Source organism: Gimesia chilikensis, assembly GCF_008329715.1.
GTDB lineage: Bacteria > Planctomycetota > Planctomycetia > Planctomycetales > Planctomycetaceae > Gimesia > Gimesia chilikensis.
On sequence record NZ_VTSR01000018.1, the window covers coordinates 32,539 to 45,835 of the forward strand.

At 54.7% G+C, this 13,297-nt stretch carries 13 protein-coding genes; 11 read left to right on the forward strand and 2 right to left on the reverse strand.

From position 1 onward, the window contains the following. Positions 1-126 precede the first annotated feature (126 nt). The 5 genes from FYZ48_RS21330 (at position 127) to FYZ48_RS21350 (ending at position 5,059) form a co-directional block, all read left to right on the forward strand. Positions 127-576, forward strand: coding sequence for a beta-lactamase hydrolase domain-containing protein (locus tag FYZ48_RS21330; protein ID WP_149344127.1), 450 nt, complete (start codon positions 127-129; stop codon positions 574-576). 32 nt (positions 577-608) lie between these two features. Beyond that, positions 609-2,015 (forward strand): MBL fold metallo-hydrolase, encoded by a 1,407-nt coding sequence (locus FYZ48_RS21335; protein WP_149344129.1) that lies wholly within the window; start codon positions 609-611, stop codon positions 2,013-2,015. 288 nt (positions 2,016-2,303) lie between these two features. Further along, positions 2,304-3,641, forward strand: a complete 1,338-nt coding sequence (locus tag FYZ48_RS21340; RefSeq protein WP_149344131.1) for a DUF1501 domain-containing protein — start codon at positions 2,304-2,306, stop codon at positions 3,639-3,641. A gap of 437 nt (positions 3,642-4,078) precedes the next feature. Further along, positions 4,079-4,378 (forward strand): Rho termination factor N-terminal domain-containing protein, encoded by a 300-nt coding sequence (locus FYZ48_RS21345; RefSeq protein WP_149344133.1) that lies wholly within the window; start codon positions 4,079-4,081, stop codon positions 4,376-4,378. A gap of 30 nt (positions 4,379-4,408) precedes the next feature. Further along, a complete protein-coding gene (locus tag FYZ48_RS21350) occupies positions 4,409-5,059 on the forward strand; it encodes a class I SAM-dependent methyltransferase (RefSeq protein ID WP_149344135.1) in 651 nt (216 codons plus the stop codon). Positions 5,060-5,259: 200 nt separating this feature from the next. Here the strand turns inward: FYZ48_RS21350 and FYZ48_RS21355 are convergent, their stop codons facing one another. Then, positions 5,260-5,823 carry a fused DSP-PTPase phosphatase/NAD kinase-like protein gene (locus FYZ48_RS21355; RefSeq protein ID WP_149344138.1) on the reverse strand — a complete coding sequence of 188 codons (564 nt, stop codon included), beginning with the start codon at positions 5,821-5,823 and terminating at the stop codon, positions 5,260-5,262. Between the two features lie 492 nt (positions 5,824-6,315). Here FYZ48_RS21355 and FYZ48_RS21360 point away from each other — a divergent pair, with 492 nt between their 5' ends. The 6 genes from FYZ48_RS21360 (at position 6,316) to FYZ48_RS21385 (ending at position 12,075) form a co-directional block, all read left to right on the forward strand. Further along, positions 6,316-7,059, forward strand: a complete 744-nt coding sequence (locus tag FYZ48_RS21360; RefSeq protein ID WP_149344140.1) for a type 1 glutamine amidotransferase — start codon at positions 6,316-6,318, stop codon at positions 7,057-7,059. Positions 7,060-7,096: 37 nt separating this feature from the next. After that, entirely contained in the window at positions 7,097-8,428 is a 1,332-nt protein-coding gene (locus FYZ48_RS21365; RefSeq protein WP_149344142.1) for a glycosyltransferase family 4 protein, read from the forward strand. Positions 8,429-8,578: 150 nt separating this feature from the next. Further along, positions 8,579-9,787: a 2,3-bisphosphoglycerate-independent phosphoglycerate mutase gene (locus FYZ48_RS21370; protein WP_149344144.1), complete on the forward strand. Its 1,209-nt coding sequence runs from the start codon at positions 8,579-8,581 to the stop codon at positions 9,785-9,787. 247 nt (positions 9,788-10,034) lie between these two features. Next, positions 10,035-10,691 (forward strand): MotA/TolQ/ExbB proton channel family protein, encoded by a 657-nt coding sequence (locus tag FYZ48_RS21375; RefSeq protein WP_145043324.1) that lies wholly within the window; start codon positions 10,035-10,037, stop codon positions 10,689-10,691. Then, positions 10,688-11,572 (forward strand): hypothetical protein, encoded by an 885-nt coding sequence (locus FYZ48_RS21380; protein ID WP_149344146.1) that lies wholly within the window; start codon positions 10,688-10,690, stop codon positions 11,570-11,572. The genes FYZ48_RS21375 and FYZ48_RS21380 overlap by 4 nt, the downstream gene beginning before the upstream one ends. Before the next feature lie 206 nt (positions 11,573-11,778). Further along, positions 11,779-12,075, forward strand: coding sequence for a hypothetical protein (locus tag FYZ48_RS21385; protein WP_149344149.1), 297 nt, complete (start codon positions 11,779-11,781; stop codon positions 12,073-12,075). 28 nt (positions 12,076-12,103) lie between these two features. Here the strand turns inward: FYZ48_RS21385 and FYZ48_RS21390 are convergent, their stop codons facing one another. Further along, the gene (locus tag FYZ48_RS21390) at positions 12,104-13,288 is read right to left on the reverse strand and encodes a glycine C-acetyltransferase (RefSeq protein ID WP_149344151.1); all 1,185 of its coding nucleotides are present in this window, start codon (positions 13,286-13,288) and stop codon (positions 12,104-12,106) included. Positions 13,289-13,297 lie beyond the last annotated feature (9 nt).

The window sequence follows — 13,297 nt, forward strand, 5'->3', positions numbered from 1 at the left end:
AGCGATGCCTCCTGTGATTGGCAAAAGCAGGAACTAAACTGGATTTGCATGGCTGGTATGTTATTTGCGGCTGATTCAGCGACGGATAGTAAATCACTCGACCTTCAAGAGAAGAGGAGTCTACACATGGATAACACGATGAAAATCAGCGACCAGATTACCGTTGGACCTCAGCCAAATCGGGACGAAATTTACGAATTCAGCAATGAGGGTTTCAAATCCATTGTGAACTTTCGGGCTGCGAACGAAGAGGGGATGCCCTTTACACCTCAGGCCGAAGGTGAAACCGTCGAGGCAGCGGGAATGGAATACTGTCATATTCCTGTTTCCATGAACATGCTGGACGATCACCAGGTCGACGAATTTCGTGAGCAGTTTGAAGCACTGCCGAAACCGATTTTCGCTCACTGTAAAAGCGGTAAGCGCGCCGGCGCCATGGCTATGATGAACAGTGCTGTTGAACAAGAAATGTCCGGCGAACAGACCCTGCAGCAAGCAGAAAAGATGGGCTTCCAGTGTGACAAGCCCGAGCTCAAGGACTTCGTCAAACATTACGTTGATACGCACCACAAATAAGCGTCACACTCAATCAGCAGAGAGCACTCAGCATGATTTTTTATCCACGGTTTGTGCCGGGGCTGGCGATCAGTTCGTACCTGATCGGCGATGATCAGAGCGGGGCCGCCGTCGTGATCGACCCGCCCCGTGATGTCGATCACTTCATTGAATTTGCCCGTCAGCACGATTTGCACATTGAATATATTATCGAGACCCACGTGCATGCCGACTTTGTTTCCGGCTCACGCGAGTTGAAAGCGCGACTGAACAATCAACCGCAGATTTACTGTTCAGCGTATGGCGATGCGGACTGGACTCAATCATTCGCTGATCGTCATGTATCAGCAGACGACACGCTGTCGTTAGGGAAGCTTCGGTTCGAGTTTCGGCATGTTCCCGGTCACACACCCGAACACATCGCCATACTGCTGTTCGACGAATCCCGCAGCCCGGACACGCCCTGGTGCATGTTAACAGGAGACTTTCTGTTCGTCGGCGATGTCGGACGCCCGGATCTGCTGGGCGAAGCGGAACAGCAAAAGCTCGCGCACCAGCTCTATGAAAGTGTGTTCACGCGGATCGAAGCCCTGCCCGATTTTCTGGAAATCTTTCCTGCACACGGAGCCGGCTCTCTGTGTGGAAAAGCGATTGGCTCGCGACGTTCTTCCACGCTGGGCTTTGAACGGCGTTTCAGTGATGTCTTGCAGAAGCAGGACGAAGAACCCTGGATCGAAGACCTGCTGCAGGACATGCCCCTCTCCCCTTCCTATTTCAGTCGCATGAAACGAATCAACAAAGAAGGTCCGGCGATCATCGGGCCGGAACTCCCCGGGCAGAAACGCTGGTCGGCGAAACAGGTTGCAGAGCGACAATGTGAGGATTGCCTGATTGTCGATGTCCGCTCGAAAGAGGCGTTCGCTGCAGCACACATCCCGGATGCTATCAACATCCCAATGGGATCAAATCTGCCGACCTGGGCGGGCTGGGTTCTGCCTTATGACCGTCCGATTCTGCTCGTCGTCGATCAGCCCTCCCAGGTGAAAGAAGTCGTTACCAATCTGCTTCGCGTCGGCTTTGACGAAATTCAGGGCTACCTGGAAGGGGGCATCAATGCGTGGGAAACAGCGGGACTCCCTTTGGAAATGCTGGAAACCATTTCAGTCAGGGATCTGCATCACAAACTGCGCCAGCAGCACCCGTTGACGGTGTTGGACGTCCGCACCGAGCGGGAATGGGACGCCGGTCATATCAAAGGGGCACTCCACATTCACGGCGGTGCTTTGCAGGAACGCTTTGAGGAAATTCCCCAGGAACAACCGGTGGCTGTGGTCTGTGGCTCAGGGTATCGCGCTTCAATCGCCTCCTCGTTCATCCGCCGCGCCGGGTTCGCTGATGTAGCAAACGTTCTGGGAGGCATGACCGCCTGGAAGGCCGCGGACCTCCCCTTAAATGCCTGAAATGAAAGGGTTTGTCTTTTTAGTCCAGGCCCCATTCCCTCGGCTCGACAAGGGCGGGTTTGAGACGGTGGCGCGGACACGGTCCGCCTGATCCTGTTTTGTTAATTGCGAAGGCAGTCTGGGAAGAATGTCCAGGGAATCCACTCATGTGAATGGATCTTGATGGATCAACGTGGACAACTCCGCCGATCAGAGATAAGATGGGAAACTGAAACGCTTTCCATCCAGACTGACCATACCCTGCCTGGCGTCACTGGACGCACTGCTCACCCCGCCCTGGAGTAGATAATGCTGAATATTTTCGACGGAGCTGCCAACCGATTCTGTAATCGCGTCTCACGCCGCAATTTCATCAAGGTCGGCGCGCTGGGATTCGGCGGTCTGACGCTTCCACAGCTTCTGCGGGCAGAACAGCAGTCGGGCACCGGGAAGTCACACAAGTCGATCATCATGATCTACCTGCCGGGCGGACCGCCGCATCAGGACATGTACGATCTCAAGATGGATGCCCCTTCTGAAATTCGAGGCGAGTTCAACCCGATCTCCACGAATGTGCCTGATATCAAAATTTGCGAGCATCTGCCCCGCCTGGCCAGTCTCGCTGATAAAAGTATCTTCGTGAATTCGCTCGTCGGGTCTATCGGTCAACATGCTTCGTTTCAATGTATGACCGGGCACAGCGATCGGAATCAGCCTGCAGGTGGATGGCCGGAAATCGGTTCTGCTCTCTCGCGTCTCAAAGGCGATCCGCGGGCAACAGCCCCCGCGTATGTGAACCTCTCGCCGAAGATGCAGCACACACCCTACAACTTCGGAAAAAACAGCTTCCTCGGCACCTCGCATACTCCCTTCAATCCGAACGGGGAAATGAAGGGGGACATGACCCTCAACGGAATTACCCTGGACCGACTGCAGGATCGAAAGCAACTCTTAACGAGTTTCGATCAGTTCCGCCGCGATGCAGATAACAGCGGCTCGATGGAAGGCCTGGACGCCTTTAACGAACAGGCATTTGGCGTCCTTTCTTCAGGACGACTCGTCGAAGCACTCGATGTCTCCCAGGAAGATCCCGCGGTTCGCGAACGCTACGGCAAAGGGACTTCGCGTAAGCAGGGTGACGCCGCCCCTCGTCTGAATGAACAGTTCCTGCTGGCCCGTCGACTCGTTGAAGCGGGGGCCCGCATGGTGACGTTGAGTTACAGCTTCTGGGACTGGCACGGCAGCAACTTCAAACGGGCCAAAGAGAACTTCCCCGATTTCGATCAGGCCATCACCGCCCTGATTGAAGACCTGCATCAGCGGGGACTCGCCGAAGACACGACCGTCATCGCCTGGGGCGAGTTCGGACGGACTCCCAAGATCAACAACAACAGCGGCCGGGATCACTGGCCACGCGTCTGTAACGCACTGCTCGCCTGTGGTGGAATGAAGACCGGCCAGGTGATCGGCACCACCGATCGTCTTGGCGGCGAAGCGGATGATCGTCCCGTCCACTTCCAGGAAGTCTTTGCGACCCTCTACCACAACATGGGAATCGACATCGAGCGGGTTACCCTGCCCGATCACGCCGGTCGCCCCCAGTACCTGGTCGACAGCGGCTATCTGCCGATGCCGGAAATCGTCTAGTATTCAACGCTATTCACGCTCTGCGATGCGCAATCCTTCTGCGCAGCAGGCGTCCTGTCTCAATTCAACGTTTGCCTGCATATCGCCAGTGCGAATGGCATCTCAGGGACCACGCTGGTCGCTCAGCAACCGCTTCTGTTCGTGAGGCTGGTTCTCATTCAACCCGATCCTAAGCCGCGGGAATCAGCTGGAAAAAATTCTTAACGCGTTCTCCCGCTTTCCCCGCTGGATTACAACTGCTGATTCTGTTGCATACTGCGCACCCGTGAAGTGATATTGGCACGGGAAATGCAACTCTCCTGACTCTATCTAACTCCACTAAAAACTGGAGCGAGTTTCTATATCGGGTATGGCTCTCGAGCGGGCCATACTAATGAGAATGGGGGGGAACTCGCTTCAGTTTTCTTTTTTAATACTGACTGCCAGGAGCTAAAACCATGCCGACTACCTGGACACAAAAAGATGAAAAGCAATACAAGGAAATTAGAGAGAGTGCCCTCGATCGAGGCAAATCCAAATCTGAGGCGAAAGCGATCGCCGCGCGCACAGTCAACAAACAACGGCGGAAAGAGGGAAGAACGCCCCGGGAGACCACTCAGGGAACCGGCAACCCTAACACTCGTCTGGAAGACCGCACTGTAGACGAACTTTACAATCTCGCGAAAGAGCAGAACATTCAGGGCCGCAGCAAGCTGAATAAAGCTGAGCTGATCGAAGCCATTCGTGACAAACGCTAGCCGAATCACCTCTTCAGTCAGGATTACATCATGGATATTTCACGTTCGCCAGGTGAGGACACTACGTCGATTACTTCGACTCTGCCCTGTTTTCTGCGTGGCTTCTTCGAGAACCCGCTGCAGGTAGCTTCCTGCATTCCCAGCTCCAGTTACCTGCAACGCAAACTGAGCTCACTTGCCTGTCTGCGTTCCGCGAAAACCGTCATTGAACTCGGTCCGGGAACCGGTGAAACGACCAGAGCCCTGCTGCAGGCAATGCACGATCAGTCCAAATTACTCTGCGTGGAAGTCGTCGAGGAATTCGCTGCATCTCTTCAGCAGATTTCAGACCCGCGCCTGATCGTCGAGATCGGATCCGCACTCAATCTCGAATCAATCCTGAAACGCAACTATTTCGCTTCGGCTGATGTTATCGTATCGGGAATTCCGTTCTCAGTGCTCTCACCCGAGGAAGGACGTGCATTGATGGAATCCATCTATCAGCAACTCGCTCCCGGCGGTGCCTTCGTGACTTACCAGTTCCGTAGCAGTGTCTGTGACCTGGCATCGGAATACTTCGGTCCCCCCGAGAAACGTTCGATCGTGTTGTGGAATCTGCCGCCCCTGGAGATCTTCGTCTGGGAAAAGTCGGTACTGGAATGCCACCATGTCAGTCACAACTTCAGGTCGATCAAAGCCTGACCACTTACGGGGCCGACCGCCCCTCATTGCTACAGAGTGAACCTGTTTTTCTGGAACGTGTCCTGGTTTCCGGTATGTTCAACATCTGGAAATCCGGAGCCAGGTATCGTTTCGGGACTCGTTATGACTGAAAAAAATGATGCGGTGTGGCATCTGCTTTTAGAGCATGATCAAGTTTCAACCCTGTTGAGTTAACTCGCTTACTCCGCTTTCCCTTGCTGGGCGATATACGCTCTGGCCTGTTCGATGTAGCCCGGGGTTTTCAGTCCGACCTGTTTGGCTTCTTCGAGGGCGGCATCGAAGCAGAGCCCGTCATCCAGCACACGATGGGCCAGCCAGATTGCTCCGACGCGGTTGGCGGATGCACAATGCAGAACCAGAGGCTGCTTTGATTTATCATTCAGCAGTTTGCGGCACTGGTCGAAAACCGCAGGCGTCAATGATTCCGGAGCTCGAAAGGGAATCTGCACGTAATCCAGATTCAGCATCTTCAGGTACATCGCCTCGTCCCATTTCAACTCCCGTGAAGGACGCAGGTTAATCACAGTCTTCACGCCCGCTTTCTGAATCAGGTTGAAATCGTTTTCTCCCGGCTGACCTGCCAGGTAGATTTGACCGCTCCGGTGCAGGGGAGAGATCTGGCCCAGTTCTTCTGCCTGCAGCATCCGGGAAGTCGATTCTGTTTTGGAGTCCCCCCAGACAGTCATCGGAGAAGTCGCGAGGCAGAGCATCAGCAGCAGTGGAGCGGTTTGAAAGCATCGCATGCTTGATTCCAGTCAGTAAAACAGGTCGGATCAGATAAAGATCACTGAATTCTAACAGAATCGGCGTGTGGACACAAAAAAACGCCAGTCAAGACGAGCTGACTGGCGTTGAATAATTCATGCATCGAAGAGGTTCAAAAAAAGGAAAACTTATATATCCTCCTGGGAGATGACGCACGAGATAAAAACAATTGTTGTATAGTGAATATCGCCAGAATCGTGATTTTTGTCAAGCGATATATAAAATGAAAATGAATTCCTTGTAAAAAATCTGATTTGAAAGCTGTTTATATATAAAATAATGCTGATGCATTGGGCCGTGGCCTGCAAAATGCTAGATTCTCTCGGCCTTGATATCATTTCCTGCAAGGGAATTGTAAGATAAAACTGCTGTCAGATTAGCTGCTGTGAGCTCAAGCGCCATTAGAATTCTGAATACATGATTACCGTTTTCCCTGTCGCGGGATAACGTGAGGAAATGAACGGACCGAAATGCTGCAACAACTTCGCTACCTCCTGTTACAGGTTCGCAATTCAGACGATCCGATGAAACAGCAGGAAGTCAACTGTTTCGCCCGCTCCCTGGATGTCGACACCAGTCAGATCGCCGTCTTCGATCTGCTCGGCGGTCCACTAAGGGAAGTCGATCTCGTGTCTCATGATGTCGTCTTCATCGGCGGCAGTGGTCACTATTCCGCCGCAGGAGAAGGTCGCTGGCTGGAGATCGCCCTGGAAAGTCTACGAGTCGTGCACGATCTCCGTAAACCCACGTTCGCTTCCTGCTGGGGATTTCAGGCGATGGCCCGCGCCATGGGAGGCCGCGTGGTCCACGATCTCAACCGGGCCGAAATCGGCGTTCATCACGTCTGTCTGACTGCCGCAGGCCAGGCTGATCCCATCTTCGGCCCCGCAGGCGATATTCTGCAAGGGCTGATGGGGCATGAAGATACGGTTGTTGAACTTCCCCCGGGAACCGAACTGCTGGCCTCCACTGATCGTGTGGAAAATCAGGCGTATCGTTTTATTGATCGCCCCATTTACTGCACTCAGTTCCATCCCGAACTCGACCGGGAATCGTTCCTGGGCCGCCTCAATACCTACCCCGAATATGTCGAGAAAATCGCCGGACTCTCCCTCGATGAGTTCCGCCACTCGATTCACGATACACCCGAAACTATGGCTCTGTTAAAACGTTTCGTGCAGGAGATCGCCCCCCGGCATCTGAACCAGACCTGATCCTCTTCCCGCCCGTAATCACTCAGGTATCCCGTTTATGACCCTACCGCCAGACAAGAAACTGCATGTCGCCATCATCACCTCCGGAGGAGCAGGGATGTTCTGCGGCGCATGCATGCACGACAACACCTGGACCAAAGCCATGATGCTGCAGGGGGCTGAAGCGACACTCGTCCCCACCTACACTCCCATTCGCGTCGATGAAGAAAACATGACCGGCTCCACGGTCTTCCTGGGAGGGATCAACGTCTATCTGAATTACCGTTCCCGCATCTGGCGCGCTCTGCCCCGTTTCCTCAAGCACTGGCTGGATACACCCTGGATCATTAACCTCGCCACCAGCTTCGGCGTCAGTAATGACGCCCACGAACTGGGGGCTCTGACTGTCAATCTGCTGGAAGGAGATCAGGGAGCCGAAGACGTCGAAATTGAAGAACTCGCCCGGTTCCTGGGAGAGACGCTCAAGCCCGATGTCATCTGCCTCAGCAACGCCCTGCTCTCGGGGACCATCAAAACCATCAAGCAGCATTTCAAGGGACCTCTGTTCTGCATTCTCCAGGGGGACGATGTCTTTCTGGAAGAACTCGGAGAACCCTACCGCAGTCGTTCTCTGGAACTGATTCGCTCGAACGTGCAACAGTTGGACGGCGTTCTCGTACACAGCGATTACTACCGCGATTTCATGTCTGCCTACCTGGATGTGCCCGTCGACCATTTCCACAAAGTCCTGCTCGGCATCAATCTGGATGGCTATGACGGCACGCCGGAGACCAGCGTCGACGAGCCTTTTACCATCGGCTTCTTTGCCCGTATCTGTAAAGAAAAAGGTCTGCAAAACGCCGTCGAAGCCTTCAAGATCTTCCACGAACGACACCCCGATAGCCGCCTGCTGGTGGGAGGCTTCCTGGGTAGAGAAAACGAAGCCTGGTTCAAGGAAACTACCGCTCCACTGGATGAACTTCAGGATGCCTACCGTTACTGGGGCAGCCCCGCTTCGCACGAGGAAAAAGTCGACTTCTACAAAAACCTCTCCCTCCTCTCCGTGCCGACCGACTACCAGGAACCCAAGGGGATCTTCGTGCTGGAAGCCCTGGCGAACGGCGTCCCCGTCGTCCAGCCCGCCCATGGTGCCTTTCCGGAATTGATCGAACAGACCGCCGGCGGACTGCTCGTGCCCCCGGGTGATACCTTGGCACTCGTCGAGGCCTGGGAACGTCTGTACCAGGACAAGGATTACCGTAAACAACTGGCACAACAGGGTTACGAACGTGTCCGCCAGTACTTCAACGCCGAGCTGATGGCCACCGAAAGCCTGCAGTTTTTCCGCGATCGCCTCGCCGCTGTGACTCCCGCCGAGAACCCGCGCTAATTGCCCGCTGACTGCTGAATGAGCCGCCGTCCTGCTTAACAATTTCCCCGGATTCCGCTATGGTATAGCTTCTGACGGAAATCGTGCGGAACGGGCTCACGACCCGCTCCATCATATATAAACATAAGCATATAAGGTTTGAGTATTTCAATGGCTGATTTGCATGCGTTAATGAAAAAACTGCAGAAGAAGAATGATTCCAAGATCGTCCTGCTCGTCTCTGACGGACTGGGTGGACTCCCCCTGGAACCGGGCGGAAAAACCGAACTGGAAACAGCCAACACCCCCAACCTCGACGAACTGGCCAAAAACGGAACCCTGGGACGCAGCATTCCCGTGCTCCCCGGCATCACTCCGGGTAGTGGCCCCGGTCACCTCGGACTGTTCGGCTACGATCCGCTGCAGTTCAACATCGGTCGCGGTGTACTCGAAGCTCTAGGCATCGACTTTGAACTCGGTCCCGATGACGTCGCCATCCGTGGCAACTTCTGTACGCTCGACGATGATGGCAACATCACCGACCGTCGTGCCGGCCGCATCGCCAGCGATATCGGCGTTGAACTCTGCAAGAAACTCGATCAGATCGAAATCCCCGGCGTCGAAGTTTTCGTCCGTCCGGTTAAAGAGTACCGACTGGTGATCGTACTGCGGGCCAAAGGCCTGGGCGGCGATATCAACGATACCGATCCTCAGAAAACCGGCGTACCTCCTCTCGAACCGGTCGGACAGAACGAAGCCTCTCAGAAGACCGCCGAGATCTGTAAGGAATTCCTCAAGCAGGCAGGCGAGATCCTCAAAGACGATCGTCCTGCCAACCTGCTCACCATGCGGGGCATCGCCAAGATGCCGGAGATCCCCACCTTCGAAGAAGTCTACGGCACCCGTGCCGCTGCCATCGCCGTTTATCCGATGTACCGCGGACTGGCCCGCCTGGTCAGCATGGACGTCAAGGATGCCGGCCAGACACTCGAATCGCAGATGGACTGCCTCGAAAAAATCTGGGACGATTACGACTTCTTCTTCGTGCATTACAAATACACCGACTCCACCGGCGAAGATGGTAACTTCGCTGCCAAGGTCGCCAAGACCGAAGAAGTTGATTCCTGCATCCCCCGCATCAAGGCACTCAAGCCCGATGTGCTGATCGTCACCGGCGACCACAGTACACCATCCAAAATGAAATCGCACAGCTGGCACCCCGTACCCGTGCTGCTGTCTGCGGAAAACGCCCGCTTCGATGGCTGTCAGAGCTTCGGAGAATCCGAGTGCATCAAAGGTGGACTGGGACAGTTCGAAGCCAAGTACCTGATGTCCATGGCCATGGCGCACGCCGGTCGCCTGGAAAAATATGGTGCCTGATCCCAGCCGGAATCAGTAAAACCAGACCCTCAAAGGATGCCCCTTCTGCGGAAGCCGGCATCCTTTTTCGTTATATTCGTTGTGACTGGAGTGTAAAATGGACTGCAGTCGCCGATCGACAGGAAAGATCAAGGAAACCAGATGATTTTGATCGATCCTGCTAATAAACACGTTTGTTATACAGGGACCGTGCGCCAGGTCGGACACAGAACAGGGACCAAACTATCTTCAACTCCGGGTGTCATTGATGTCGCAGTACTTAAGCCAGCTTTCAGGACTCTCCACCTTCATCATCATTCTGGCCTGTGGGGCGCACCTGTTCTTCTTCTTTGTACTCTGGGTCTGGTCCCGTCGCGACCTGCGAGGTATCGCCTCATCTCTGGATGACTTCACCCGTGGTCTCAAGCACCGCAGCCTGCTCGATTCCACCGGTCACCTCTCCGATCAGATCGAAGCCTTTCTCGCGGACGTCAACGAAACCATCGAACCAGGCGCCAACCCGGCCGACCGCAAGGTACTCTCCGAACGCGTGCATATTCTCGATGAAAAACGCCGCTACCTCAATTCCCACTTCTTCGAGACCTGCTACAACATCTGTCGCACGATGATCGAAGCCTACCCCCTCGCCGGGGTCCTGGGAACGATCCTCGCGATGGGCGCGGCTCTGCAGGCGAACACCGGGGCCGAAAACGGTTCCGCCATCAGTTCCATCGTCAGCCACTTCGGCGATGCCATCTGGTCCACGTTCGCCGGTCTGGCCGCTGCCATTCTGCTGATGTTTATCAACAGTATTCTGGAAACCTCGTTTCTCGGTCTGGTAGAAAACCGGCAGCATGTCCGCGATACCGTCGTCCGCGCCAAACGGGAGCTGGCACTCGCAGAGGGGAGTGCCGCGAAATCATGATCAGCCGCCGTCGTTTAACCTTCCAGCTTACACCCCTGCTCGATCTGCTCCTGATTGTCATCTTTGCGCAATTCATGGACACGCAGGAGACGACCGCCCGCATCGAACAGCGCGCCGAGACCAAAGTCACCCAGGCGGAAGAACAACTGACACATCTACAGCGACTCCAGGCATCGGAGGCGGAGCGGTTAAAACAACTCTCCGCAGAGAAAACCAAAGCACTCGAGGCGATCGAGAAGGCCCGGGAAGCCAATGCCGTCACGCAGGAAAGCATGCGGTTGCTGCAGCAGCAGTCAGAAAAAACGCAGATGGAACAGTCCGAGCAGATCGAACGCCTGCGTGATCAGCGCGACCGGGTCGGCGAACTCGTACAACAGTTGTTCCAGCTACCGGAAGACACGCTGGATCCGCTGCTGAAATCCAAGGGGACTCCCGATTCCCCGGAAACACGCGAACAACGGGAACGCGTCAGAAAACAGCTCAAGGAACTGGCCGAGGCCCGCGGCGAAGATGTTGTGAGGCACTTCCTGACCTACGACGAACTCACCAAACGCAGCGACATCTGGGATCTCTATCTCACCGAGAATGGCATCTTTGAATTGCAGATTGGTGACAAGTCAGCCAGTTTCCGGGCGGAATCGCAGGCAGAGTTCGTTGATCGCTTTTATGCTGTCTACAAAACAACCCCGCAGCCTAAGAGCCTGGTGATCATTCTCTTCTCCTACGGAGATGCCAAAGCCTCCGTCCGCTTCGCCGCCACACAGGGGTTGCCCCTGGTCGCCGAACGCATGCGGGCCGACAGCAGCGGACGCACCCGCTTTGAATACGCGGTGATGGGCTTTGTGCCGCAGCCGACTGTTAAAAAAACAACAGCTGAATAACAGATCGGCATTTGATTGCGCAGTCTGATATTTTTTAAGACGGATCCAGAAATACATACCAGAACCAGTCTCGAAGTCCCCTCAAGCCCATAAAACACTTTGTTTTATGGCACTCCTGAAAACAGGCGGTTGACGAATCCCCATTTTGACTTGAGAATAGAAGTTGAATCAATCAGCAACGTAATAGAAAGGAAGGAGCGATACCCATGTTACGCTACGAATTTCACGGTGGTTTGCTGGACGGATACAACGTCGGTGAAGATTCAACCGGGAATGAAAAACAGATCTTCGATAAAGCACACTTCTTCACCGAAGGTCGGCAGGGGCACCATTTCAATGAAATCCCCAAACCCGTTCTTGAAGAAGTAATCAAAGACAGTCATTCGCCAGAAGAAAAGGTCGATCGACTCCAGGAAATGATGTGCCATCGTTACACGGTCGAGAAAAAGGACCACGTCGGTGATGACGACGTCATTACCATGGCCTGGTCGACTAATAAGTGACTCGCGGCAACAACGCTGCCGAGTCCCGTTAAATTCCCAGCTCTTCCCGGACTTCTTTGAATTTCTCGATTGCGAAATCGAGGTCTTCAATCGAGTGCGCCGCGGAAATCTGGGTCCGGATGCGCGCCTTACCCTGTGGCACCACGGGATACGAAAACCCGATCACGTAGATCCCCTTCTGCAGTAACGCATCGGCGACCTGGGCCGCCAGCGACGCATCACCGAGCATGATGGGCACAATCGGATGCTCGCCTGGCAGCACATCAAAGCCAACCTGCGAGATGCCCGCGCGGAAATGCTTCGTGTTCGCTTCCAGCTTGTCGCGGAGTTCCGTCGAAGCGGTCAGCAGGTCGATGGCTTTGATCGACGCAGCCACAATCGGCGGTGCAACGGAATTCGAGAACAGGTACGGACGCGACCGCTGCCGCAACAGATCGATCACTTCTTTGCGACCACTGGTGTAACCACCGCTGGCACCACCCAGTGCCTTGCCCAGCGTTCCGGTCAGAATGTCAATCCGCTCCATCACGTCGTGGAATTCATGCGTCCCCTTGCCATGCGCTCCCATGAAACCGACCGCATGCGAATCGTCGACCATCACCAGCGCATCATACTTATCCGCCAGATCACAGATCGCCGGCAGATTCGCAATGTAGCCGTCCATTGAAAATACACCATCGGTGGCAATCAGACGGAAGCGGGCCGACTGTGCCGCCTTGAGTTGTTCTTCCAGGTCCTGCATGTTGTTGTTCTTGTAGCGGAACCGCTGCGCTTTGCAGAGCCGCACGCCGTCAATGATGCTCGCATGATTCAGCTCATCCGAAATGATTGCATCCTCTTTCGTGAGCAGTGTCTCAAACAGCCCGCCGTTGGCATCGAAGCACGATGTATACAGGATCGTATCTTCCGTCCCCAGGAACGTACTCAGTTTCTGTTCCAGGTCCTTGTGAATCGACTGGGTTCCGCAGATGAACCGGACCGACGACAAGCCGTAGCCCCACTGATCCAGGCCCTCATGGGCAGCTGCGATTACCTCGGGATGTTCGGCCAGTCCGAGATAATTGTTCGCGCACATATTCAATACCGGCTCACCGGCTGCCACGCGAATGTGTGCATCCTGAGGCGTGGTGATGATCCGCTCTGACTTATACAGGCCGGCATCTTTGATTTCTGCGAGCGTCTTTTCCAGTTCCTGTTTGATCGATCCGTACATGGGATTTAT